Annotated in this window: 15 protein-coding genes and 2 pseudogenes; 7 read left to right on the plus strand and 10 right to left on the minus strand. The window is 67.2% G+C overall.

The annotated features are described in order from the left end of the window. Nucleotides 1-182 precede the first annotated feature (182 nt). Nucleotides 183-809 (minus strand): hypothetical protein, encoded by a 627-nt coding sequence (locus ACWEJX_RS21990; protein ID WP_451609110.1) that lies wholly within the window; start codon nt 807-809, stop codon nt 183-185. Between the two features lie 76 nt (nt 810-885). Here ACWEJX_RS21990 and ACWEJX_RS21995 point away from each other — a divergent pair, with 76 nt between their 5' ends. Together ACWEJX_RS21995 and ACWEJX_RS22000 are read left to right on the plus strand one after the other, a co-directional pair. After that, on the plus strand, nt 886-1,134 hold the full coding sequence (locus ACWEJX_RS21995) for a hypothetical protein (protein WP_451609111.1): 249 nt from the start codon (nt 886-888) through the stop codon (nt 1,132-1,134). A gap of 55 nt (nt 1,135-1,189) precedes the next feature. After that, nucleotides 1,190-2,653: a UvrD-helicase domain-containing protein gene (locus ACWEJX_RS22000; protein WP_451609112.1), complete on the plus strand. Its 1,464-nt coding sequence runs from the start codon at nt 1,190-1,192 to the stop codon at nt 2,651-2,653. Nucleotides 2,654-2,916: 263 nt separating this feature from the next. Here the strand turns inward: ACWEJX_RS22000 and ACWEJX_RS22005 are convergent. Further along, nucleotides 2,917-3,354: pseudogene (locus tag ACWEJX_RS22005) on the minus strand (DUF4241 domain-containing protein); the annotation flags it as partial. A gap of 812 nt (nt 3,355-4,166) precedes the next feature. Here ACWEJX_RS22005 and ACWEJX_RS22010 point away from each other — a divergent pair. Further along, nucleotides 4,167-4,238: pseudogene (locus tag ACWEJX_RS22010) on the plus strand (DNA-binding response regulator); the annotation flags it as partial. A 147-nt stretch (nt 4,239-4,385) separates the two neighbouring features. On the opposite strand, the gene ACWEJX_RS22015 reads toward ACWEJX_RS22010, so the two are convergent. From ACWEJX_RS22015 to ACWEJX_RS22025, 3 genes are all read right to left on the minus strand, one after another. Beyond that, entirely contained in the window at nt 4,386-4,793 is a 408-nt protein-coding gene (locus ACWEJX_RS22015) for a barstar family protein (RefSeq protein WP_451609113.1), read from the minus strand. A 6-nt stretch (nt 4,794-4,799) separates the two neighbouring features. After that, the gene (locus ACWEJX_RS22020; RefSeq protein WP_451609114.1) at nt 4,800-11,588 is read right to left on the minus strand and encodes a polymorphic toxin-type HINT domain-containing protein; all 6,789 of its coding nucleotides are present in this window, start codon (nt 11,586-11,588) and stop codon (nt 4,800-4,802) included. A gap of 263 nt (nt 11,589-11,851) precedes the next feature. Then, the gene (locus ACWEJX_RS22025; RefSeq protein WP_451609115.1) at nt 11,852-15,541 is read right to left on the minus strand and encodes a LamG domain-containing protein; all 3,690 of its coding nucleotides are present in this window, start codon (nt 15,539-15,541) and stop codon (nt 11,852-11,854) included. 1,052 nt (nt 15,542-16,593) lie between these two features. On the opposite strand from ACWEJX_RS22025, the gene ACWEJX_RS22030 reads away from it, so the two are divergent. After that, entirely contained in the window at nt 16,594-16,836 is a 243-nt protein-coding gene (locus tag ACWEJX_RS22030; protein WP_451609116.1) for a hypothetical protein, read from the plus strand. A gap of 71 nt (nt 16,837-16,907) precedes the next feature. Here the strand turns inward: ACWEJX_RS22030 and ACWEJX_RS22035 are convergent, their stop codons facing one another. From ACWEJX_RS22035 to ACWEJX_RS22055, 5 genes are all read right to left on the minus strand, one after another. Next, nucleotides 16,908-18,239, minus strand: coding sequence for a hypothetical protein (locus ACWEJX_RS22035; protein ID WP_451609117.1), 1,332 nt, complete (start codon nt 18,237-18,239; stop codon nt 16,908-16,910). Between the two features lie 184 nt (nt 18,240-18,423). Then, entirely contained in the window at nt 18,424-18,720 is a 297-nt protein-coding gene (locus ACWEJX_RS22040; RefSeq protein WP_451609118.1) for a hypothetical protein, read from the minus strand. A gap of 91 nt (nt 18,721-18,811) precedes the next feature. Then, nucleotides 18,812-20,782, minus strand: a complete 1,971-nt coding sequence (locus ACWEJX_RS22045) for a Helicase associated domain protein (protein ID WP_451609119.1) — start codon at nt 20,780-20,782, stop codon at nt 18,812-18,814. A 346-nt stretch (nt 20,783-21,128) separates the two neighbouring features. Then, nucleotides 21,129-22,265, minus strand: coding sequence for an ImmA/IrrE family metallo-endopeptidase (locus ACWEJX_RS22050; RefSeq protein ID WP_451609120.1), 1,137 nt, complete (start codon nt 22,263-22,265; stop codon nt 21,129-21,131). 58 nt (nt 22,266-22,323) lie between these two features. Then, entirely contained in the window at nt 22,324-22,701 is a 378-nt protein-coding gene (locus ACWEJX_RS22055; RefSeq protein ID WP_451609121.1) for a hypothetical protein, read from the minus strand. Between the two features lie 325 nt (nt 22,702-23,026). Here ACWEJX_RS22055 and ACWEJX_RS22060 point away from each other — a divergent pair, with 325 nt between their 5' ends. The 3 genes from ACWEJX_RS22060 to ACWEJX_RS22070 are packed head-to-tail and all read left to right on the plus strand — an operon-like array spanning nt 23,027 to nt 25,148. Beyond that, nucleotides 23,027-23,290 carry a hypothetical protein gene (locus ACWEJX_RS22060; RefSeq protein WP_451609122.1) on the plus strand — a complete coding sequence of 88 codons (264 nt, stop codon included), beginning with the start codon at nt 23,027-23,029 and terminating at the stop codon, nt 23,288-23,290. After that, nucleotides 23,287-23,658 (plus strand): hypothetical protein, encoded by a 372-nt coding sequence (locus ACWEJX_RS22065; protein ID WP_451609123.1) that lies wholly within the window; start codon nt 23,287-23,289, stop codon nt 23,656-23,658. The genes ACWEJX_RS22060 and ACWEJX_RS22065 overlap by 4 nt, the downstream gene beginning before the upstream one ends. Further along, nucleotides 23,655-25,148 (plus strand): ThiF family adenylyltransferase, encoded by a 1,494-nt coding sequence (locus ACWEJX_RS22070; RefSeq protein WP_451609124.1) that lies wholly within the window; start codon nt 23,655-23,657, stop codon nt 25,146-25,148. The genes ACWEJX_RS22065 and ACWEJX_RS22070 overlap by 4 nt, the downstream gene beginning before the upstream one ends. Nucleotides 25,149-25,168: the final 20 nt, after the last annotated feature.

Below are 25,168 nucleotides of genomic sequence, written 5' to 3' on the forward strand. Positions count from 1 at the left end.
CCGAGCACATCCGCGTTCTCCTCGCCTACTACCGCGGCAACGTCAAACGCGTCCACGATGAACTCGCGAAGGACGCCGCAGCCATCGGAGCAGAGCCGGTAAGCCTGTCGACACTGCACCGGGCGATCAGGCGCGACCTCAGCCCCGGTGACATCGCCGGCCTCAAAGCCGGACTGCCCGCCTCACGCGGATACGACCCGCATCTGCGCAGGCCGCCGACCGCCCGCAACGAGGAATGGGAAGGCGACCACAAACAGGCGTCCGTCGTCGTCTACGCCGACGGACGCCTGGTCAAACCCTGGGTCACCTGGTTCTGCGACTGCCACACCGGCATGATCATGGGCTGGGCCGTCACCCCGCACTACCCGCACCGCGGATCGATCCTGGCAGCCCTGCGCGCCTGCATCCTCACCGACGAAACCCACGGACCCGCCGGCGGCCTGCCCACCCGCATCCGCATCGACCGCGGCAAAGACTTCCTCTCCAACGCCGTCAAAGAAGCCCTCGGCGCGTTCGCCGTCCAGGTCGACGTCCTGCCGCCCTACACCCCCCACCTCAAAGGCAGCATCGAGAACCTCAACCGCGCGGCGACCTCCATGTTCTTCTCCACCCTGCCCCGCTACACCCACGCACAGAAACTCGACACCTGCAGAAGATCGGGGGATAAGGACCCGGCACTCACCTTCGAAGGATTCGTCGCACAGTTCGCACAGTGGGTCCGCACCCGCAACGCCGAGCACCAGATGCGCGACTACGGCGATGTCACCGCCCTGGAGTGCTGGAACGCCAGTCCAAGAGATCCGGTGCATCGCGCGGACCGTACGCCGCACCCGCTGCACCAACCCCGTCCTCGCCCCCGGAACAATCCCAGGACGCTGGACCCTCATGCCCGCCACACCCCATCACCGCGGCACCCGACAACTCACCCTGCCCGCATCCGACATCGCCGTATACGACCTCAGCCACCTGCCCTACAGCGAACAGGTCCGCTGGCGCACGCAACGCTGCCCCACCCACTCGGCAACCACCGGAGCACCCGACCTGGCCCTCGCCGACTGGGAGGCGTTCGACCCGCTCCTCCACCATGCGCACTTGGCCACCCGACTCCCAGCAGACGCCCACCAGCGCGCCTGACGCCGCTCGCTACTTCCTGCCGCCCCGTCCATGCCCACTCCCGGAGCACGCACCGTTGTTCACCCCCACCGACGAACAATCCCAAGCAGCAGACCACTTCACAGCAGGCCACCACATGGCCCTCCAGGCAGGCGCCGGCACCGGAAAGACCTCCACCCTCGCCCTGCTCGCCCACAGCACCAAACGCCGCGGCCGCTACCTCGCCTACAACCGCGCCATCGCCCAGGAAGCCGCCACCCGCTTCCCCGCCACCGTCACCTGCAAAACCGCCCACGCCCTCGCCTACGCGGCCCTCGGCCACCGCTACACACGCCGCCTCGGCGCACCCCGACGCCCCGCCTGGAAAATCGGACAAGACCTCGGCATCACCAAACCCGCCCGCATCGCCGACCACACCCTCATGCCCACCACTCTGTCCAACACCGTCCTGCGCACTGTGACCCGCTTCTGCCACAGCGCCGATACCATCCTCACCCGCCGCCACGTCCCACCTCTACGTGGCCTCGACAGCCCCGACCACCACCACGAACTCGCCGCCCTCGTCCTCCCCTACGCCCAAAGGGCATGGACCGACCTGCAAAACCCCGACGACGGCGCCGTCCGCTTCGACCCCGACCACTTCCTCAAAATCTGGTCACTCACCAACCCCAAGATCCACGCCGACTACCTCCTCCTCGACGAAGCCCAGGACACCAACCCCGTCGTCGAGCACATCTTCAAGAGCCAGCGCGACCACGCCCAACTCGTCATGGTCGGCGACTCCGCCCAAGCCATCTACCACTGGCGCGGTGCCAAAGACGTCATGACCGACTTCGAAGGAACCCACCTCACCCTTTCTCACTCCTTTCGATTCGGCCCCGCCCTCGCGGCAGAAGCCAACCGCTGGCTCACGATCGCCCAAGCACCCCTGCGACTCACCGGCAGCGACACCACACCCACCGACCTCGGCCCCCTCACCACACCCGACGCGATCCTGTGCCGCACCAACGTCGGCGCCATGAAACACGTCATGACCCTCCTCTCAGCCGGCGTCCGCGTCGCCCTCGTCGGAGGAGGAGACAGCCTCCGCTCCCTCGCCCTCGCCGCCCGCCAACTCCAAGAAGGACGCCCCACCAGCCACCCCGAGCTAGTTCTCTTCCCCACTTGGGGAGCTGTCCAGGACTACGCCGCACACGACCCATCCGGACGCGATCTGCAACCCCTCGTCGGCCTCGTCGACACCCACGGCACCGACACCATCCTCCACGCGGTCAACCGCCTCACCCACGAGACGCACGCCCAGGTCACCGTCTCCACAGCACACAAAGCAAAAGGCCGAGAATGGGCCCGAGTGAAGATCGCCGACGACTTCCCCCCACCCAAGGACACCGACGAGCAAGACGTCCAGGGAAGGCCGATCCCCGGTCCGATCGACCCAAGCGAAGCCCGCCTCGCCTACGTGACCGTTACGCGCGCACGCCACCACCTCGACATCGGTGGTTTGGGCTGGATCAACGACCACCCGGATGGGAGACGCTGAGCAGCCTCACCGATTAGCTGGCCGTCGCCGCGCGACCCCTCATGGGGCTAACCGACGCGATTGGTCGTGTAGAGGCGTACGCGGGAGACGGCAGTCGGCGCTTCACCGCTCGCACGCAGTTCAGGCGAAGGACGCTGATGAGGCTCGTTGAATTTAGTTCTGTCCGCACTTCCGTGAACGACGTTCGGATGAGTCGACTGGCGGATCGTTCATCCAGGGCAGCTCTTGGTGGTGGGGGCACCGCTCGATCGAAGAGCTGCTGCCTACGCAGCCGCATCGGTGGGGGTTCCGTCCCGCTCTGGGAGCAGCTCGGGCATCCCCTCCACCAGCACCACGACGCCGACTACCTCACCGGCCTCGGAACGGCCGACCCACACCGGGTAGGTACCGTCCCCGGTCGTCGCGAAGGACACGAGCTCGCCGCCGGAAGCCTCGTCGCAGGTGCGCTGCATGAACATGGAACCGTCGTCGATGTCCTCGTACCCGTCCAGGTACGACTCCCCTCGGATCAGCCCCCGCTCGAAGAGCGCGATGAGCGGATCCCAGGACCCGGCGTCGGCGAAGCAGCCGGTGGCACCGTCGGTGTCGAAGCCGGCTATCTGCTGCTCGATGAACAGCCGGGGATCGTCGTCCGGGCCGAGGGCTATCTCCCAGGTCGCTGCGGGTGTCTCGCTGACGAGCAGGCGGACGGCCGTGGGTTCCGTGGTCGTGACCTCGGCGTCCCGCCACTCGCACTGGTAGCTGAAGCGGACCCGCGCCTCGTCCGGTGCGCCAGCCGCGCCGCAGTCGTGCGGCTCGGAGGGCGTCGTTGCGGCTCATGCCGCCAGTGTGAGGTGTCATCGCGGTCGCCTTCGGCCGTGGCCGCGACGTGGCCATGTGTGGCCACTCGATGGGAAGGCGGCCCTCCCTCCAGCGCGATGCAGGCACTCGGGATAGCTCTCCCACTCTGAATCTGCACTGTCACAACGACCGAAGCGACCCAAGCGACTGAACTTCCGACATCACCACGCCTTTCTGGGGCAACCGGTTCGGGCCCGTGTGCTGCGGCAGGCTGAGGAACGTGACCCTGTCGTCGTACCGAAGCCGAGGAGCGGTCGGCATCGGTACGGTCAGGCATCGGGTTCGTACGCTGGCGGCGCGTCGGGGCCGAGCACTGGGACAATGCGACGCAGGCTCTCTCCAGCCGTAGCCCACAGGCCCATCGGCCTTTCCACGCGGCGCTCGAAAGTGACGTCATCCTCCGGGCCATCCCCGGTGCGGACTCGGGCGAGAGTGCCGACGCCTTCAGCGGGGTGGTGGGGGAGGAAGACCAGCAAGGTCTCGAAGCCTGGGCCCGCATCTGCACAGATGCCATGGCGGCGCCCTGTGGCGAGGGCTGCGCCCAGGTCATTTAGCCCTCGGCCGTTGTCCTCGGTGCGCAGGCGCAGGCGCAGCTGCCAGGCTGCCGGCCTTCCGTCGCCCTCGGCGGGCGGAGCAGTGATCAGGACGCCGTTGTCGCACTGGCGCATGTCCGGCCATGGGCAAGACGGGCACCCGCAACCGCATGGAAGCGGTCCGCGCGGCCCGCCAACAGGGCTGGCTCTGACACGAGCGAAGCCGATGAGGCGTGCCGCCGCTCTCTCCCCCCCCGTGGGGCCCGGCCGGAAGGACTCCGACCGGACTCCACATTCATTGCACGGAGAGGCGGAGCTGTGGGAAGCAGCCCTCCGCCTGGATCTGGTCCACCCAAGTACTAATCTCTTGAAACGAAGATGCGAACCTCCTTTGGCTGTCCGACTGTAAACGCCCTATCGCCTAGAGACTCGGCAACTTCAGCCAGAACCGAGCATGCATCCTCAAATTCCTCGGGAGAATCATGGAAGAAGCGCGATGAGTCTTCCCAAATTATCGCGATTTTCTGGTCACCGGTTGAGTAGATCCCACCCCAGAGAGAATCTGATAGCGCGTCCAAGCTACGCGAGCTTACTACCGGAGGATCCAGCGGAAGTACCGCGCGAACGGCATCGAAGAATGCCACGCGACCGGAACCGCCACCGGTAGCGAGTGAATACACGCGGTAACCCTGCTCGGCGATACTATGTGCAATAGAATGGATTTCATCGCCACGAACCCACGTAAGCCCAGATTTGAAGCCTCTCATGGTCGATCACCGAATCTGAACGAATGCCGGATCCCCGGAATCACCATAGTGCGTCCACGTGTAGTACGTTTCACCCGTCTCCTCATTGCGAACCACTCGAAGGGGGCCGGCCCCTCGAGTGCCGGAAGGCGGCTCCACACGATACTCGCGGTAGGGAGAGTCATCCCCCTGCCCACCGGGCAGGTCCCCATCTCGATTCCGGAATGGGATGCCCCATCTCCTCGCAGTCGGACCAGTAGGGACTGTTTCTGCGTCAATATGTTCCAATGTGCGGTCAAGAGCAGTTTCTTCCGCTTCAGGGAGAGACCCCGGAGCAATTCGGGGACAGTTGCTGTTGTGGACGAGGACCGGAGTCTCGCCGGCCAGCACATAGTAGGTGTGGAGGTCTTCGACTGTCAGGTTGTACGTGCGTGCGTGTTGCGTGTAGGGGCGGTTCGCGATAATCGCTACTTCGGCCCCGTGGTCCGTGCGCAGTGTCATGCCCGGCTTGAGTTCGCTGGCGTCGACCCAGCGGTTCTCGGAGACCGACCAGAAGGGGTGCTCGTATGTGGCCGTCAGTTTCTCTGGGCCGGTAGGCGTGGCTATGGTCAGTTCATTGAATCGCTTGTCATCCTCGGTGATGATAAGGCGGGATACCCTGCGGGCTCCAGTCTCCCCGGTTTGAGGGTCGGTTGCCAATACCATGTCACCGACGTTGATTTTGTCGATGTCCTTGGTGGTGCCATCCGCCATCTTTACGTCTGTGCCGGCGAGGAAGCACTGCGTACAGCCCCCGCGCGACAGCGGCATCTCTCGCGATGCCGGAACCTTCGGGGATCCCTCGTATCCGCCGAAATCCTGCGGGATTACGATCCAGTCGCGGTACCTTTGAAGGTCCCACATCCTGGCCTGCATTCCCTTGGGACAGGAAAAGGCGTTGGGGCCGATGCAGGAGTTGGCAGCCGCGGCCATCAGGTCATCCGCAGTCGGGTCATCCCCTGGGAAGTGGCTGATGTTGCGCTGATATACCTGCCGCCATTTTGCGTAATCATCTCCGGTGCCAAGGAATTCCTTAGCGGTCTCCGTGATGAAATTCTCGGTTTTGTTAACCGGGTTATTGGAGGCAGCTTGATCGTTTGCGTTCGGCTTGGCGCCGCCGCCTCCGGATCCTCGTGGCTTCCCCGGCGTGTTGTTTTGGTGTCCGCCCAGGGGGCCACCGGGTTCGGAATGCCCCGTTCCGTCGTCGAGCCACATACCCGTGGAGTCGCTGGACGTTACCGGGTTGTTGTTGGCGTAGGCGTAGCCGTTAAGGGACTGGTGCTGGCCGAGGACGAGTGCCGGGTCGACGCTGATGAACTGGCCGAGCGACGGGTCGTATTCGCGGGCACCGATGTGTGTGAGGCCCGTTGTCTTGTCGGCGGTTTTGTTGAGGAAGCCCTTGTCTGTCGGCCAGGTGCCGATGGACCCGCCACGTTCGGCCCCGAAGGGCGTCATGTAGCGCTTGGTGATCTTCTGGGTGGCGTCCGAGGTGACGGCGAGGCTCTGTGTGCCGTGGTGGTCGCCGGCGGGGAACTGGAACTGGGGGGTGCCGGACTGGTTGGTGCGGACCGCGATCGGGACCTCACCCGCCGTGTAGGTGCGCTGCGCCCAGGCGGACTTGCCCGTAGGCAGGTGGAGCTCGGTGGCGCCTGCGTACAGGACCCGTTCCCCGTCCTTGGTGTTGCGGATCAGCAGCGTGCCGTCGGCGTCGTAGATGTAGTCCGTGGACTTGTCGGTGCCTTCCGTGAGCTGGGCGAGTCGGCCCTCCTCCGACCACGTCAGGGCCTGCGACCCCGTCGAGCCCGGTCGCTTGGTGGTGTTGCCCGCGGTGTCGTAGTCGTAGACCTTGTCCTTCGTCGGGTCGGCAGCAGCGGCGCAGTCCGGGGTCGTGCGGGTCGTGGTGTAGCGCAGGGCGTGCGGCTGGTTGGCCGGCGTGTAGCAGTACGTGGTCGTGGTGTCCCCACCCGCCGCGTGCTGCGTCTCCTGCTGTCGCTGGCCGCCCTGGTTGTAGGTGTACGAGGCCCAGTACGGTGCCGGTCCGCCGAGCGTGTTCGCAGCACGCGGCTCCGTGCACTTCGACGCGGGGGTCCACGCCTCGGTCAGACGGCGGTAGCTGTCGTAGGCGAAGCACTGGGTCTCGGCCTTGCCGGTGCCGCCGAGGGTTGCCGGGTCGGCGATCGAGGTGACGTTGCCGGCCTGGTCGTAGGTGTAGTTGAGGTCCTGCGGCATGTACGGATGCGTCTGGTCCGTGACGTTGCTGCGGGTGAGTCGGCCGGTTCCCGCCTCGTAGTAGTTGGTGATGTAGACGTTGCGGTCGCCGGTGCCTCCCATGCCCAGGGTCATCTGCTGGAGCTGGCCGAGGGCCGTGTAGTCGGCGTTCTGCAGGTAGCCGGTGAGGCCCTTGACGGACGTGAGCTGTCCGAGCGAGCCGTAGCCGTACTCGATGATCTCGGAGCCGAGCCCGCCCAGCGCGGGCTCGCTCACACTGCCCACGGTTCCGTCGAGGCGGTAGGTGGTGTTGTAGGTCAGCTTCCCGTTCGGAATAGACGCGTACAGTGCGTCCGTGGCCGGCAGGGACAGTTCGGTGGTCGTCGGTCGGTCGAGGTCGTCGTAGGCCGTGACACTCTTCGTGTACGCCTTCGAGTTCAACTGGCCCTTGCCGCCGACATAGCGGGTCGACGAGGCCGGCAGGCCCTTCAGGGGTGTGTCGTAGGTGCGTTCCGTCAGGAGCGTGGCGTCCGTGGCGCTGCCCGACCAGGTGAAGGTGGGGCGGCCGATCTCGTCGTACGCGGACAGGACGGACTTCCCGCCGTTGGTCGACTTCGTGACACGGTCCAGGGCGTCGTACTCCGACGCCGTCGTGCCCTTGTCCGGGTCGGTCGCGGTCTTCTGGCGGCCGTACTGGTCGTAGGCGTAGGACCACACGGCGTTGTCAGGGCCGGTGATCTTCGTCTGCTTGCCGTCCAGCGTGTACTCGAACTTCGTCGAGGTGTACGCAGTACCGAGCGTCGCTCCGTACGCCGCGTCGTCGGGCTTGGTGCCCGCGTACTCGCGCGTCTCCGTGGTCCGGCCGAGCGCGTCGACGATCGTCCGGGTGGCCGAACCGCCGTCGACCGCGGTGGTCGCGGTGGAGTCGCCGGTGTACGTGGTGGTGGTCGTCCACTTCTCGACACCACCGACGAGCAGCGTGCTCGACGTCGCCCGCTCCGCGCCGTCGAAGACGATCTCGGTCTGCGTGGGTGCCGCACCGTACGCGACGCGTGTGTACGTGCCGTTCGGCAAGTTGGCGCTGTCGAAGATGTCGGCGTGCGTCTCGTATGCGAGGCCCCTGCTGTCGTAGCGGGTGTCCGTCAGCAGCCGTCCGCCCTGCGGGGTCGGCGACTGCGTCTGGAGCGGACGCAGCAGCGCGTCGTAGATCGCGTAGCTGGTGTTGTACGTCGTGCCGTCGGCCTTGAGCGTGGCCGTCGACACCCAGGACTGCTTGGTGTTGCTCAGCGAGTACTGGTAGCTGCTGTTGGGCGCGTCACTGCCCCGGATGCGGTTGGGAAGCCAGACGTCGGTCAGGCGCCCCAGGGCGTCGTAGGCGAGCTCCGTCTTCTTCAGGTTGGCGTCGTACGTGCGCAGGCTGAGCCCGCGCCTCGGGTCAAGGTAGTTGAAGACCTTCTGCGTCTTGGCGTTGGTGACGGTCGTCCTGGTCAGCGGCCCTGAGTCCGCAGGCGTGTACGTCGTGGTCGTCGACTTCTCGTCGGCATTGGTGACGGCCGTCGGCCGGCCCAGCGTGTCGTACGCGGTAGAGGCGATCTTCTGCCACTTGATCGGGGTGCCGTAGGTCTCGGCGCGCCCTGTCCAGGTGGCGAGCCCCTTGGTCGGGACCATCGTGTCCGACCACGCGAGGTCGTCGTACGCCATGGCTGTGTCCGACAGGACGTTGCCGCGCGTGCCGTCGGCGGCCTGCAGCTTCAGGTCCGTCTCGGCGAATGTGCATCCCAGAGCGACGGTGCGGACACGCGAGGCGAGGTTCTTGAGGCCGAGGGTGTCGTTGTCGGCGTACCAGGTCTGGGTGCAGGTCTCGTCACCTGCCTTGCCGCGATCGCCGTAGTCGACGACCTTCACCGGACGCCCGTCGTCGAAGGTGAGGGTTTCCGTGCCGCTGGACCGCCAGGTCCCGGTGGCGGTGAGGTACGTGAACGAGTAGTTCTTCTTCGTGCGGACGAAACGGGCCACGTGGTCGCCGGCGTCGGGTACGCCTGTCTGGCGGGCGGTCTCCTGGGACCACGGCTGGTTGGAGGTGGCCGAGATCGCGGTCGTGCCGTCGTAGGTGACCTGCTCGCGCAGTGTGCCGCTGTACTGGTCGCTGTCGGCGACGGTGGCGAGGCCGATGGACGGCTGGCTCAGCGGGGCGAGGGAAACGGACTTGGTGGTGCTGTCCTTGTTCGGGTCACCGTCCATGCCCTGCATGTACAGGGAGACCGTCTTGGAACGGACAGCAGCGTTACGCGAGCCCTTGTAGACGGTGACCTGACCGTAGCCACGCCAGTCGGACCAGGTCCGCTCCGCCTTCGGAGTCATCGGGTCGTCGCTGTAGTGCCAGGCGGCGCCGCTGTAGGCGTACTCGTTCTCGACGCCGTCGTTCTGGCCGGCCGGATCGGTGGTGACGACGCCGAGGACGCGGTACTTGTGGAACCAGTCGACCGAGGCGTCCGGGGATCCGTTGATGTTCCAGAACTGCGGATAGCAGTTGCGGGTGTTGGAGTCCTGCGGCGCCGGGAGCACCTCGCTGCGGACGCACTCCGGGGCGGAGAGCGAGACGGTGGTGATAGCGCCGGTCTCGGTCGTGACGGTGGAGATACGCGGGCGGGTCAGCGGCAGGATGTCGTCCGTGCCGTCCACGCGGTTCGGACGCATCTGGTAGGTGAACGAGATCGGGTCCGTTGTGATGGCGGTCGTGCCCGCCTTGGCGGTCCGCTTGATCGACTTCAGCGTGAGCGTCTGGTCGGAGGTGTCACCGATGTCGCCGCCGTCCAGGTATTCCTGCGTGAAGTCCCAGGAGTCGACCGGGTCGTAGACGGACGTCGTGGCGTTCCACGAGAAGGTGTCAACGTCGGTCAGGCGCTTGCGGCTGAAGAAGCTCGGTGACGTCGACAGGCAGTCCGTGGAGTCCTTGGCGCAGATCGCGTCGAACGGGACATCGGGCCAGTTCTGCGACGTCGTGCTCGTCAGTGAGCTGCAGTCCGCGGCCGTGCACCGCTCGGCGTAGGTGAAGGTGACCTTCGCATCGGCGTTGTCGGTGAACAGGCTCCCGTTCGCGTCCTTGCGCTGGCCGTACTTGATCTCCTTCAGGTAGCCGCCACGGGCGTACACGGCGCTGGCCGTGGTGGCCTTGTTCTTCTTGTAGTAGTTGGTTTCCTTGGTGTACCAGTACGTGGCCGCGTTGCCGCTCGTGTCCTCGACGTAGTCGAGGTTCCACCGCCACGCCTGGAGCAATGAGCGGTCGGCGAAGGTGCTGCCCTTGTCGTATCCGGGTTCGCCCGAGTCGTCACCGAACACCGGAACGTTCCACGTGGAGTTCGTGCGCTCGGTCGTGGCGCCGGGGAGCTTGCTCAGTCCGAAGACATACTTCGTCCCGTCGCCGGTGATGACCGTCCAGTACTCGCCGTTGTCGTCGTTGTTGTCGGTTCCGGTGGAACGGGTCACCTTGGAGTCGTCGTCGTTCTCCAGGCGCCATGTGGTGTCGGAGACCTTCACCAGCCGGGAAGACTTGCCGTTCAGGACGATGCGGGCGTTGTCGTACTTCCAGCAGAGGTCGAAGACGTCGGTCTGCCCGTCCTTGTCGCAGCTGCCGTAGGAGCGCTCGATGTAGGACTCGGTCAGGGCAAAGCCCTCACCGACCGAAGTGCTCTGGTTGTTGGTGGTGGCGGTGCGGCCGTCGATGCTCCCCGAGTCGTAGGAGAGTCCGAGCGAGGGAGTCGGGCCGGCTGCGGCCGGCGGCATCGTGAAGCCGTACGACCAGGTGAATGAACCTGAGTTGCCGCCGGCGGACCAGGAGGACGACGCAGCCAGCGGGGTCGCGCTGTAGTCTCCGGTGCCCTTCGAGGACTGTCCGCTGCCTGAGCTGGTCAGCGCGAGAACGGTCGCTCCGGAGCTACTGGTGCCGAGCTGGGTGGCCGCCCCGGCGTCGGTCTTGGCGACGGCGACGTCAGCGGTGACCGTCTGCTTCTTAGCGTTGTTGTGCGACCCGAGCGGGGTCTGCTTCCGGCACTCGGGCTTCTGCGGAGTCACCAGCGCACAGCTGGGCAGCTGTACGAGCTGGAGTCGGCCTGACCAGTCGCCGCCGGCCGAGGAGGCGAACGCCCCGTAGCCGACGCTGATCCGGGCCTTGCCCGCGTTCTCCGCCTCCGCCGTCAGAACGACACCCGTGATGCCGAGCTTGTTCGCGACCGCGTGGTCCAGCACCGAGATCGTGGTGGCCGTACCTGCCGGCAGCCCGGTTTTGGCAGTCGAAGGAAGAACGCTGACCGGGAGGCCTCCCGGAGCGGCGGCCCGCGCCTTGCCCGTGGCCAGGTCCAGGTTCGCGGTGCCGGCCCTGGGCCAGACAGCGCGCTGCTGTTCCGTGCGGGCGCGCTTCGCCTGGGAGGCGTTGGCCCGCAGGTCCTTCGCCACTTGTTCGCGGGCCTTGTTCGTCGCCGGACCGCTGAACGGCTTCACCTTGGTGACACGCTGCGCGGGCAGGTCCGGACGCCCCAGACCTCCCGGTCCGTCTGCTGCTGCGACCGGCATGATGCCGATCGGCAGTGAGAGGGCCAAGGCGAGCGGCAGGACCACCAGCGCGCGGCGGCGCCTTCGGCGGTCCTCCCTTCGCCGTGCGCCCTGAATGTTCCAACCGAGTTTCACAGGTATCCCCACCCTTGTAGATGTGCGTGACGGCGCTGGTGCGCCGCTCCGTCACCGAGCCCGGGGACCTTGTCACCGGGCCCGGAGACGAAGCGAGGGCGGCACCGCGGAAGCGGTGCCGCCCCACTCCGTGTCCGGTCAGTGCCGAATCAGGAGCCGATCACCGTCTCGATCTGGGTCGCGTTGTTCATGGCACCCACCCAGACCCGCACATCGCTGATGCGGGCCGGCAAGTTGTACTTCGACGCCGTCCCGTCCGGCTGAGCGCCGAGCGCGAACTGACTGGTGCCGAGCTTGTCCGTGTACTCCTTCGGCACACCGTTGAGGGTGGTACCCAGCCGGAGCGAGACGGTGCCGTCCTGGGCGTCGTAGACACCGGTCAGGCGGACATTCGTACCCAGTACCGCCTCTTGGTCGGAGCGGACCAGGTGCGTGCGGCTCGCATCACGGACACCGAAGAACCAGTAGCCCACCGGCCGAAGCACGTCGACGAGCTCTTGCGTCTTGGGGTCTTCGATAGTCACTGTCTTGGTATCGGTGATCTCGTACCACAGCCCCCAGCCGGCGCCGGTCGCGGTCCACTGGCCGAGGACCTGGCCAACGTAGCCGACAGTCTTGGCGTTGATCTCGTCCTGGTCCAGGTTGACCTTCGTCGACACGGTGAAGGAGGCGGTGTCGTCGACTTGCGGCAGTCCCGTCGTGCCCGTCGTTGCCGTGTCGTCGACGCCGTCGAAGACGAGCTCCTGACCGGACGCGGTCGCTCCGGACAGGACCAGCGACCGGCCGTAGCCAGAGGCGCTGTCAGTGACCGTTGTGCCCGAGGCACCCGCACCGGACCAGTCGGCCACCAGCTCGGCCGCCTGGAAGCCACCGGGCAACGTCGCCCGGGCCTCGTCGGCGATCTCAGAGTCGAACAAGGCACGCTGCCACGCGGCCACCTCGTCGATCTGGCCCTTCCACTGATCGACGTACGCGCCGTGGTAGGAGACGCGACCGATCTGGAACCTGCCGCTGGACGACCACGACGGCGCGACAGCATGGCTGCCCTGGAACTCGCCGTTGACGTACAGCTTGATCTGCCCGGCAGCAGCATCGTAGACGGCAGCCAGGTGGGTCCACGCGCCGATGACGGCGGGCCGCTTCGCGCGGACGATCTGGTTGCTGATGTCGCCGCTCGTTCCCTCCTGCGGGGACGTGCGTAGCTCCCAGGTCTTGGAGTCCGGCCGGTAGCTGAGGTAGAAGGCGCTGTACCAGCTGGCGCCGGTCAGGCTGCTGTCCTGGCCGAGCACCGTGTGGTACGCGGCGCCATCCTCCAGACGCACCCAAGCGGAAACCGTGTACGAGGAACTGGTCTGCAGGACCGGGCCGTCGGTGGCCGCGTAGCCGGCGCCGCTGAGGCTGAGGCCCTTGTCCACCACCGGGGAGGTCAGCGGACCGTTCTGGTCATGAGTGATGAGACCCCGGCGGCCGCGCTCGGTGCGGACAGCGTCACCGGCCAAAGTGGCGTCGGAGGCACCACCGGTGGGGGCGCCGTCGAGCGCGGCACCCGTGCTCTCGGTGAAGTTCCAACGGCCGACCGGGTCCGCTCCGGTAGCGACCTTGAACTCGACGGCACTGTCAGCGCCCACGCGGTTGAGCGTGTCGACCGCGTGCACCGTCAGCTTGTATGTGCCGGCTGCCGCTGGCGTGATCGTGGCCTTCGTCACTCCGTCAGCAAGCTTGGTCCAGGCCGATACGTATCGGTTATCAGTGACTTTTGTCAGGTAGTACTCGTAGTACTTATTGGTGGTGTCGGTTCCGCCGGGGGCGAAGGTGAAGCTGCCGGGAACACCCGGGGCCCCTGCCTGCGGGCAGTTGTTGGCGTCCAGACACGGCTTGTACGGGCCGTCGAACTGGATCGTCGGTGGCTTGGGGCCTTCCCGATCGACCGTGAAGTAGCACCAGTTGCTGTAACCCGAAGACTGCGAGTAGGTGCCATTGTCGTAGAACGCCTGAGTCAAGGACGCGAAGCGTCGCTTCCTTCCGTCCTCCTCCGCAGGGAATGCCGTGGGCCAGGACACCGTCTGCTTGATGTTGTCCCCCACGAAGTTCGTCCCCGTGGGGCTACTAATTCCCGAGCCCGACCAGGTCGTACCGTCGGCGCTCAGCGTCTCGATGCGGAACCACGCGTGCAGTTTGGCGCCTGCCTCGCCCCCCGACGCGGTCTGGGGCGTTGAGGTCAGCGCAGGTGTCGGGTCATCGATGATGGAGGGCTTGCTCGGATCGGTGCTGCACACCGACGAAGAGCCGCTCACGATGCCGACGGCCGTCGGCGTGGCCGGGTAGGCGACGTAGCTGACGCGGAGGACGGCATCGTTCTTGAAGCGCTTCCAGGCCGAGGTGTCCGTCTCGTCGTGGGCGCGGACCTCAAGGGTCAGGCGGGAGAACTGGCCCGCGGCGAAGCTCTGTACCGTCGGCGTGAGGTTCTCGTTCGTCTCGTCAGGGTTGTCGTTGAACTCGATCGGCGCGTCCGGGGAGTTCGGGTCGCACAGCGAGCCGCGGCCAGCGGATACCCATCGGTCGACCATCCAGTCCAGTTCCTTGGGCCGGCTCGCCCAGGTGGTTGCGGACGAGATGTTGTCCGTCCGGACCAGGTCGACCCAGCGCGGGTCGCACTGGAACGCCCAAGGCTCCGTCAGCGCGAACGTCGCATCCAGGACCTTCTTGCCGCGCAGGCTGTCCGGCGCGAACTCGAAGTACAGCTTCTGGACGTAGCCCGGGCCGCAGTAGTACCCGTTCCACGAGCCGCACTTGCCCGCGCCCTGGCCCTGGCCGTCGCTGCCGTTGCCCCAGCCGTACGACTCGTAGCCGTCGGACCGGAGGAGTGTGCGCTCGGATTCGCCCCAGGTGACGGTGGGGTCGATGAAGAGGGGGTAGTCGTCCGACGCGGTGTTGGTCAGCATGTCCGCGTCCGGGACGACCGACAGCGAGTCGTGGGTGACGTTGACGTCCATGCGGGAGACGTTGTCGCCCTGCCCGGGTGCCAGGCCCGTGCCGGAGGCTGCCTGCTCGGACGGGTCGCCGGGCGTCGGCTGGACGTCGTCCGCGGTGAGGGCGGTCCGAACGAGCTGCGGAGCGGTGCCGGAGTCGGCGGTGGAAGCGGCGGCGGGCTCAGCTGCTGGCTTGCCGGCCGAGTCCCACATCCGGGCCGGCGGGGAGCGGAAGACGGTGTTGCCGTTGCCGTCGACGGCCGCGAGGTTGCCGGCGGTGCCCTTGCGGATGGCGAGGCCGTCCGTCTTCAGGTCGAACGTGAGCTCCTTCAGCGCCGGGTTCGCGGCCGCCTCGGGCGTCTTGACCACGAGGACCTGCTGGAAGCTCTCAACGGTGGCCGTGACCTTCAGGTCGACGTCCGGCAGGACGTTGCGGTAGACCGCGTTGGCTCCGTCGAGTTCTGGCGCGGGAAGGTCGCCCTTCCAGTCCAGCTCCATCGACCGCCCCTGATCGGCGATCTTGACGAGCGGAGTGTTGTCCGCGCCGCTGGAGAAGGTCATGTCGGCCGAGGCGGCCTTCGGGCCGACGGTGCCGTCGGCACGCTTCTCAAGCGTGGCGTCTGGGGTCTGCCAGCCGCCGCCGGGCTTGGCGACACGGATCGGCACCGAGTGCTGTTCCAGCGTGAAGGTGAATCCGTCGGGATTTGCGAACACGCTGGTCCGCTCGCCACGCTCGCCCTGGACCTCGACGCGCTGGCCGGAAGCCTTGGCGTCTTCGAGCGCCTGGTGCGCCTCGTCCAGCACGGGCGAATCCATGGCCGCCGCGGCCGCTTGGGCTGCCGGAACCGGCACCACGAGCCCGACGGCCATAGCCGAAAGGGCGACCACGGTACTTCGGGCACGCCGAAGCACCTGCTGTCTCTTCACAATCCCCACCCCTGCGTTGCGCAAAGTTCACAGTCGGTGAGTTACCTAACGCCATCACGCGATGCGGAGTCAAGCGTTCTAGATCTTAGTAAGAGAGCTAAACGCAGACCTGATCTGGGCAAACTGTTGGGACACCCAAGGCGACGGCAGGGGGCGGTGTGCCTGCCGCGATCACGGATCGTCACGCCGGACAGTTCACGCCCCCTCATAGGTGGCGGAATGATTTACTCCGGTCTTGTGTACATTTACCGCTCCAGTGTGCGAATTACCGCAAAATGGGCGCCAGGTGACCAGGTGCCGTAGCCGGCGTCAGGTCACCAGGCCTGCCAATCAATCGCTAGAGGCCGCATGCGATACAAATCACGCGTGCTACGTCACCTTGGCTGACGGCGCTCAGCGCGTACGTCGCACCTTCCTTGATCACGCGTCGGACTGGATACGTCGTCGGCGGCCGAGCCGCTGGCGGTGGACGCAGCTGTCTTGGGCGCTCTGACCAGCGCCGGTGGCCTCACGCCCGCATGCTCAGGCACTGGCAATGAGCGGCCTCCGAGCCAGGGGTGGACCATGTAGACCACTACTGACGTCACCCAAAAGCCCTACTGCCAGGGCCAGGAGGAGAACGACCAGGCGCAGCTCCTGGTTATCGCGGTCCGGGCGGGGTGCGTTCGTGCTGGCAGACACGCTCGGCTCTTGAACGAGTCGGGGTTGTCTGGCGGCCGCAGTTCACGCGGCAGCGGACTCCAACCGGTAGGCGCCCAGGCCACCGCCGTGGGCGGTGCCGCGGCGGGCGATGACGGGGAGGGTGCCGATGAGGACTGGGAGACCGAGACCATGCACGCCCACGGCTGGACCCGCGCCCCGCAGCCCGAAGCCCCGCCCAGCCCACCGGCCCACCTCCGCCTCGTACCTCGCGGACACGGCTGACACCAGGCGCGACCACGCCGCCCGGAACGGTGCCGCACGTCCTATCGCCCGGCTGCCTCGTTGGGCTGGGCATGACGACGTACGACACCGCTCCCCGGCCAGCGCCGAAGGCGGAAGGCGCCATCCCGACGACAGTCCGCTTCGACCCGAGCGAGTCCCACGAGATCGACCAATGGCTCCTGGATCTGAGAGTCCAGACCGGCGTCCGATGGGACAAGGCAGAGGTCATCCGTGAACTGCTGCGCATGGCACGCGCGTCCGACGGGATCCTGCGTGACGCGCTGACCGCCCGCGCGAAGAAGGCCGGCGACTGATACAGAGAGCGAGGGACCGACCGTTCCCGGGGTCGGTCCCTCGCTCCTCGGACTGGAGTTCGCCTCGATGCTTACCTGAGCTGCTTGTCGGTCAGAAGCAGGAAGTCGACGGCGCAGCCGATGCGTTCCGCGAGGTCATTGAGGGTGTACGGAGAGCTCGGGTTCAACGCAAGAATGCTGGGTTGGTCGCCAATGCCGTACTGGCCGCGGCGATGTTGGGCACCGACACCCTGGAAGATCCAGGGGACCATTTTCAGCACGTGCATGTCCGTCCAGCCCGGGGTGGTGAACCATCCGTTCGGGATCGGGAAGAAGCGGTCGAAGGCTTCGAGAGCCGTCGGGATTTCAGCAGCCGGGATACCGGAGTACTTGCCCATCCACTCGAACTCCTTCTCCTTCCGGTCCTCCAGGTAAAACCCTCCCCACCCCCACAGGAACTGCTGCCAGAACGTCGCGTAACGCCGGAAGTTCGGCTGCTCGCGTAGCCACTGCATGCCCTCATGGAAAGTCCCAGGCAGAGCGTGGTACGTCAGCCCCTGGAAGAAGAAGGTCCTTCCGTCCTCCGACATGCTGAACTCCGGAGGACCGTCGGGGTGGGCGAGTGCGTAGTCCACGGCGGCCTTGAGGATAGCGAGGCGAGCGCGGTGCTCGAGGTACATGCACGCCTGGAGCTCAGGGTGCTTGCCCTCCCGGAGCGTCGCCTGGAAACTCGGGCTACTCGTCGATGCCGAGTGAGGGTCGAAGTCTCCTCCGTCGATCTCTCGGGCGTAACCGAGGGTCAGTTTCGGGTGGTCTCCGTACGCCTCGTACAGCATCGCCAACGACTCCTCCGGTGCCCTGGCGAAGAAGGTGCCGTTGTTGATCTGACGGTGGTAGGTCTTCGCTGCTACGGCACCGCCGGCCTCGGCTCGCGCCCGGTTATGGATGACCTTGATGAACTTGCGTTCAACGCCGTACGAGTGCCGCCACAGGTCGATGAGCTGCGGATCCTCGAAGGATCCAAACCTTCGCTCCTCGAACAGCCGGGGAGCGGTGGTGAAGTCATCGAAGCAGACGACGTCCAGACCCAGGGGTTCCATCTTGCGTGGAGCGGACTCGCGCCCTTCCCAGCGGGTGATGAAGAACGCTCCATGTTGGAGGTCCAGGTATCGCATCCATCCGACCACCTTGAAGAGGTCAGTAAAGCCCCACTTCCCGCCCTTGACCTCGATCAGGCGCTGCACGGCCTTCTCCGGCGTGTAGTCGGTGACGAAGATGTCGAGCTCCAGCAGGTCAGCCGGATCGGACTCCACGAGCTGCTTCTCCACGAAGTGACCCGACGCTTGAAACAACGCAGCGACGTAGTCCTCAAGCTCCTCGCCGGCTCCGGGGATGTCCGGCAGCTCCACAACCCTCTTGCTCATCAGCAGCCCTCTCTGTGCCGAGCGACCATACTGGCGCCCAGGCAGAGCGGCCACACGTAAGGGGAGAGCCCCAAGATCCCAGGCCCTACACGTACTCCAGTGCGATGCCACCGGGCCGGGGCAACGAAGGACCCCGAGCCGCACGGCGCGCGCCCGGGGTCCTGTCGGCCGGTCTCGCCGCCGCTCACCAGTCGTCGGGGGCGCTGCCCACCCACGCGATCGGCTGCCCCTGGCTGTTGTGGCCCCAGTGTGGTTCGGCCATCGAGGTCTCGTGGCCGTCGTCCAGGACGCAGATCCGTCCCCAGCGACCGTGCTTGCCCGGACAGATCCCGGCGAGCCGGGCCGCGTCGCCCTCGCACACGGCCTGGTCGTAGCGGTCCTGGAAGGGCTGGAGACGGGCGCGCAGCTCCCTGCCGAGTTCCGTCTCCGCCGCCTCGACCTGCGCCCTCGCCTCCTGCACCTGCGGATCGGCCAGCACCACCGAGATGACCCGCTCCGCCTGCGCGAAGGCACTGGTGCGGACGTGACACGCACGGCTTCCCGCACCCGTTGCTCATCGTCGCGCGAGGCCATCACGCCGCTCCTTCCTCTGCCGCTGCCGCCCACTCCAGCCCGAGGCCGGCCAGCGCGGCGAGCTTGTCGGCGGTCAGCTTGGCCCGACGGCTCTTGCTGTTGCTGAGGAACACCCCGAGCTTCACCTCGCTCCCGTCCTCCAGCCGCTCTACGTGGGCCCTGGGGACCTTCACAGAGCCCGTACGGGCCTTGTACTGCGCCAGGGCCGCCACACCCCGCTCGAAGGCGCTCACGGCCGCCTTGGGGGTCTTGGCGGGCGCCTCCTGCTCCAGCGGCAGCGGCGTCACACCGATCGCCTCCAGGAGCTCGCGCTGCCGCTCCATCAGCCCCGCCCAGACGGTGTGCTGGCGCTGCCGGGCCAGCCACTTGCCGACATCCATCCCGTGGACTGTGACGCCGGGCATCACGTCGGCCTGGTCCTCGTCGGCCACCAGCTCCCGCACGGCGGCGTAGTGCCGCTGCCAGTCCGCCGGCCACTCAGGGTTCCAGTGCTCGTCCACGGCCTCCAGCGCGGCCTTCCACTCCGGGTGGTCGTCCAGCGCGCCGGGCCGCCGGAGGTTGGACAGCCACTGCCCCACGGGCCGGTCCAGCGCCGTCGCAGACCGGGGCGCGCACAACGTCCAGTGCTCGTCGTAGTACACCCGGGCGGCCTCCAGGTTCTCCTGGAACCGCGCGTCCGCGAGGCTCCAGACCATCCCGAGCTTCTCCAGCCGCCGGGCCCGAAGGCCGGTCATCTGCCCCGCCCCGTACGCGCGCCGCTGCTCCGCGACCCACTGCCCAAGCGGGTAGGCGCCCTCCTTGTGCCCGTACGGCACGCGGGCGTGGCCCTCGCGCTCGGTGTACTGCTTGAGTTTCGCCCAGCCGCGCGCCCAGTCCTGCTTCTCCGTGTCGATCACGTTGAAGCTGACCCAGTCCGCGACCATCACCGGATCCCTGGGGGCGGCAAAACGGAGAAGAAGACGGGATTCTTCCTCGCCTTCCTCGGGCGGCGGGCCGATGTACTCGGACGGCTGCGCCACGTCCTTCTGCGGCTCCTGCGGAATCGCAAGAAGTTCGATGGCCTCTTCATCGTGAGCGCGCAATCCTTCGAGGACTTTCACCAAAGGCCGATACGATCCCGAGGTGAACATGTCCTCCGGCTTTTCTCCCGGCTGGAGAAATACCGGCACGATCAAAGAAGCGAGCTTTCCCTGTCCCGGCTTCTGGCGCAGCGCACGGCCGATGGCCTGGACGATGTCGTGCGGCGCGCCCTTGGGGTCCAGCAGGGCCACGGAGTCGACGGCGCGGATGTCGACGCCCTCGCCCAGGACGCGGCAGTTCGACAGCACGGCCCGCCGCGCCGTGGTCCCGAACCCGGCCAGGATCTCCCGCCGGCGCTCGGGGACGTGCTCGCCGCACAGCCAGTCCGCCCAGATGCGAGCGGGGTACTTCTCGGGCTCGTTGGCGTGCAGCTTCTCCGCCACCCGCTGAAGGCCCTCTGCGTACGCCTGTGCCTCTATCGTCCGGTGGTGGAAGGTGATGCAGGTGCTGAGGTTGTGCTGCGCCATGGTGTGCAGGAGCGCGGCCTGGAGGGCTCCGAGGCGCTGTCCTCGGACCTCCTCGGTGTGCCGGTCCTCGCCCATCAGCCGCTCCGGGGTGACGACCGGGTCTTTCAGCTCCAGGACGATGATCTGGTACCGCGCCAGCAACCCGCGGGAGACGGCCGACGCCAGCGACAGCTTGTACAGGACGGGCCCGAAGACCTTCTCGTCGTCCATGGAGGCCGCCATCTCACGCGGCAGCGGATCGCGCACCCCTTCCGCGACCTCGCGGTTCAGCCGCTCCTCCCAGATCCGCGGCGTCGCCGTCAGGTACAGCCGCCGGTAGGCCGGAATCTTCGTCTGGTCATGAATGTCCGCCCACGCCTTACCCATCGACCCACTGGTCCGGTGCGCCTCGTCCGTTTTACCGAGTGCTGTCGTGTATGGCATGTCGCTGAGTTGGGGTTTCACGTGCCGTACGTGTCCGTCACGTCGGGTGAGTTGAGGGCTCCGTTGCGCACTCGGCGGTGGCGGTGTGGTCGCGGGCCGGCAGGTACGGCGGCTTGCTCGAGTGCGCGTCGGCGTCCCGGGTGGTTCCAGCCGGGGCGGCAGAGTCGGGTCGGCCGGGGCTCCGTGAGTCGACTTGCGGAGCTCCGGCCGATTCCGTATGCGGCAGTTGTCAGGCTGGCGATCTCGCCTGCGAGGAAGCCGCTGCCGGAGCCGCCCGCGTTTAGGGCGCCGAGTCGTTAGAGCCGGAGGCGGCCGCCATGGCCAGGAGCGGGCCGGTTCGTGCCGATTACTCGGCTTCGTTTTCGGTCAGGGAGATGTTGATCGTCCTCTTGTACTTGTTGCCGTGGCGCCACTCCAGAGCGCCGTCGTGTTGCAGGCGTCCGACGACGATGCCTGGGGCGATGCCTGCCTGCCGGGCGAATGCTTCGATCCTGGTGAAGGGCATGGGGCGCTGTACGAGTTGCCGGTAGGCGGTGGCATGTTGTGCGGGGACGAGGACTTCTGCGGCGAAGGCGTCGGCTTCTGCTTCGCTGCGGTCTCCTTCCGGTGTGGCGTCATGGTCGCGACGGGTGTCGTCGATGAAGGTGAGGCGCTTGCCGTGCAGGAGTACGTGCCCTAGCTCGTGGAAGACGGTGAACCAGAAGTGGTCGTCTTTCTTGAAGCGGTCGCTGAGGGCGACTCCTACCTTGTCTGGGGTGAGCCAGCGGGTGACTCCGGACACGTGGGTGTTGGGCGGGGCGGGGATGAAGACCATGGCGACGCCGGCTTGTGCGCACAAGTGGGGTAGTTCGGTGAGCCAGACAGATGGTTCCTCGACAGTCAGGGCTCGCAGGCGGGGGAGGAGCTCTGTGAGTGCCGCGCGGTTGAAGGGAGCGCAGTCCAGGTCGCGTGCTTTGAGCTCGGCCTGGCGCATCCAGACGGCGGTGGCGTAGTCGTCGGGTTCGAGGACGGTGGAGCGGCGGAATGCGGTGCGGTAGCTGCGCCACAGCTCTTCGGCGGTTTCAGGGGAGCCGACTCCGAAGAAGGCCAGCAGACGCTCGAGGTTGTCGACGGTGCGTTCCTTGCCGGTCAGGATGCTCTGTTTGACCAGCTCGGGCAGGGAGAAGTTGTCGAGCCAGTCGAGCTGTCCGCTCAGCGTCTTGCGGCTCTCCTGGCGGCTGACATGGGTGCGCCAGGTGGCTTCGAGCTGGTTCCAAAGTGAGGCTGGAATCCCGACTGCGCGTTCGAGCAGGAGCGCGGTTTCCGGCGTGAGGACAGCGCTGCCCTGGACGATCTGGTTGATGTGCTTGGTCGACAGGCCGGTGCGCCGGGCCAGGTCGGCCTGTGGGATCCCGAGGACTTCGAGCTGTTCCTTGAGGGTGTCGCCGGGCGGGAGCGCGGAGTCCGGGGCGAAGTCGTGAAGTGGGGCGGTGGGCGGAGTCACGTGAGTGCCTCTCGGTCGTCGAGGCGCGGGAAGGGCGGGAAGGGCGGGAGGCGGCGGCTCAGGGGTACTGCAGGGCGGTGACAACCAGGGCGTGTACCGAGTGCTCGTCCAGGCTGCCGTCATCGAGCAGTGCGGGAGGGTCGTCCCGGGGTCGGACGATCAGGTCTCCGCGGGCCCCCACTGAGATCAGCCGGGTGAGCGGGTCGGTGCCGGGAGGGCCTTGTCGCAGGCGTGCGGCGGCAAGGTGGCGCAGGTCGGCGAGCCGGTCGGCTGCCTCTATCTGGAGGAGGCGCCGGAGCAGGGAGTTCGATATGTCCTCCCCGAATGCAGACCGTCTGGCGGCTGCGCTGTTGCAGACCCGGGCGAGTTCGGGGTCCTCGAAGACGATCTTCACCGGCGGCCTCAGAATCTTTTTCCGTTTACCTGTCGCTTCCATGCTACTCTTCGAGCAAGGTCAACAAGTTTCATGCACCTACTGGGTGCATGAAACCTAGATGCGGTGCTGGCCGTACGGCGACACCGCAGGAAGAAGAGGTCCTCATGGCGGGCAAGGCCAGTAAGGCGAGTGGGTCTGGTGGGAAGCGTGGCCGGAGTGCGGTCACGGGTCGGTTCGTGAAGCAGTCGACGGTGCGCAGGCACCCGTCGACGACGGTGAACGAGCGCGCGTCGCGCGGCTCGAAGAAGAGCAAGTAGGCGGGCTTCGAGCCCGCCTTTCACGTATCCCGGCCCGCTACGGCGGGCCCGGGGGAGAGGAGAACCTCATGACGACGGCAGACATCCAGCACGAGAAGACCCGCGACAAGACGGTGGTGGTCACGGTGGACGGCGAGCCGGTCGAGGTGCCGAAGCGCACGACGCCGAACACGATCCTGGCCCTGGCCGGCATCGACGCGGCCACGCACTACCTGGTCCGGATCACCGGGCGCCACCAGCACTCATATGCCGGCCACGGGGAGGAGGAGATCACCGTGCACGAGCAGGAGACGTTCGTGTCGGTCTCCACCGGCCCGACCCCGACCGCATGACCGCGGTGGTGCCGGAGGCGGGGCCCGCGGGCATGCTCGCGGGCCTGCGCCGCGCCGGCTACACGGTGGAGCAGACCGGCAATTTCGCGGTCTTCGACTACCTCGTCGACGTCGGCCCGCAGGCCGGTACGACGGTACGCATCGGCCTGGAACTCGTGCCCGACTGGCCTCTGTCCGCCCCGCACGGCCCGCACATCACCCCTCGCCTGGGACACCCCCACGGCGCGGTGCACTCTTCTCCGCTGGGGCAGGAGTGGGAGCACTGGAGCCGGCCGCCCGCCGACTGGGCCAAGGACCGTACGGCCCGCGGCTATCTGCGACACCTGCGCACCCTGTTCGCGCAGCTGGAGAACGGTCCTTCCGCATGATCAGCCGCTTCTCGGTCGCCATGACCAACGAGGTCGCCCAGCACCTGACCGGCCACCTGCGCCGCGCGGACGGGCAGGAGGACTGCGCCTTCGTGCTGTGGCGGCCGAGTACCGGCGCCAGCCGCACCACCGCGCTGCTCACCGAGGTGGTCCTGCCGCAGGAGGGCGAGCGGATCGTCCACGGCACGGTGGACTTCACCAGCGCCTACTTCCTGCGCGCCGCCACCCTCGCGGTCGAGCACGGGTGCGGCCTCGGCTTCATCCACGCCCACCCCCAAGGCCGCGGGTGGCAGCGTCTGAACGGCATCGACCACGAGGCCGAGGCGTCCTTCGCCGCGCAGACCCAGGTGATCACCGGCCGCCCGCTGGTCGGTCTGACCTTCGCGGGCACGGACGCCGGATTCGGCGCCCGCGTCTGGCAGCAGCAGGCCCCTCGCCGCTACGCCCCCACCGAGGCGGAGAGCGTCCGGGTGGTCGGCGGCCGTCTGGCGGTCACCTTCAACGACCGTCTCCTCCCCGCACCGCCGGCCACGAACCGGCAGCTGCGCACCGTCTCCGCCTGGGGACAGGCAACGCAGGACGATCTGGCCCGACTGCACGTCGGTGTTGTGGGATGCGGGTCGGTCGGCATGCTCGTCGTCGAAGCCCTGGCCCGCACCGGCATCCGGTGCCTGAGCCTGTTCGATTTCGACACCGTCGAGGAGGTCAACCTCGACCGGCTCCTGCAGGCCACCATCCGTGACGTGCGCTTGCACCGGTCCAAGGCCCGCCTCGCTGCCCGAACCGCCCGCCGCGCGGCCACCTCCATGGACTTTCGCGCGGCGCCGTACGAGCTGAGCGCGGTCGAGCCGGACGGATTCGCCGCTGCGGCCGACTGCGACGTGATCTTCTCGTGCGTCGACCGGCCCTGGCCCCGCGCCGTCCTCAACCTCCTCGCCTACGCCCACCTCATCCCCGTCGTCGACGGCGGCATCGCCGTCGACGCCCGCGGCGGACGCCTGCGCGGCGCCGAATGGCGCGCACACATCGCCGCCCCCGGCCGCGCCTGCATGGAATGCCTGGGCCAGTACGACCCCGCCCACGTCCAAGCCGAACGTGACGGCTCCCTCGACGACCCCGCCTACATCACCGGCCTGCCCGCCGAGCATCCGCTGCGCCGCAAGGAGAACGTCTTCGTCTTCTCCGCCAGTGCCGCGGCCGCGCAGCTGAACCAGTTCGTCACCATGACCACCGCGCCGGGCGGGATCGCCGACACCGGCGCCCACCTGTATCACCTGACCACCGCCACCCTCGACCACCGCGAAGACGGCTGTGATACGGGCTGCCCCTACGACGGCATGCTGCGGGCACTCGGAGACGACACCCCCGTCACCGTCACGGGACAGCACTCGGCCGCCGAACAGGCCCGCGCCGCCCGTGCCTTTGCGGTACGCCGCTGGCCGCTCCGTGCCCGGCGCGCCGTCGACGACCTCCTGCACCGACTCCGATGAAAACACCCGTCCAGAAACAT

It is taken from the genome of Streptomyces sp. NPDC004788 (genome assembly GCF_053601115.1).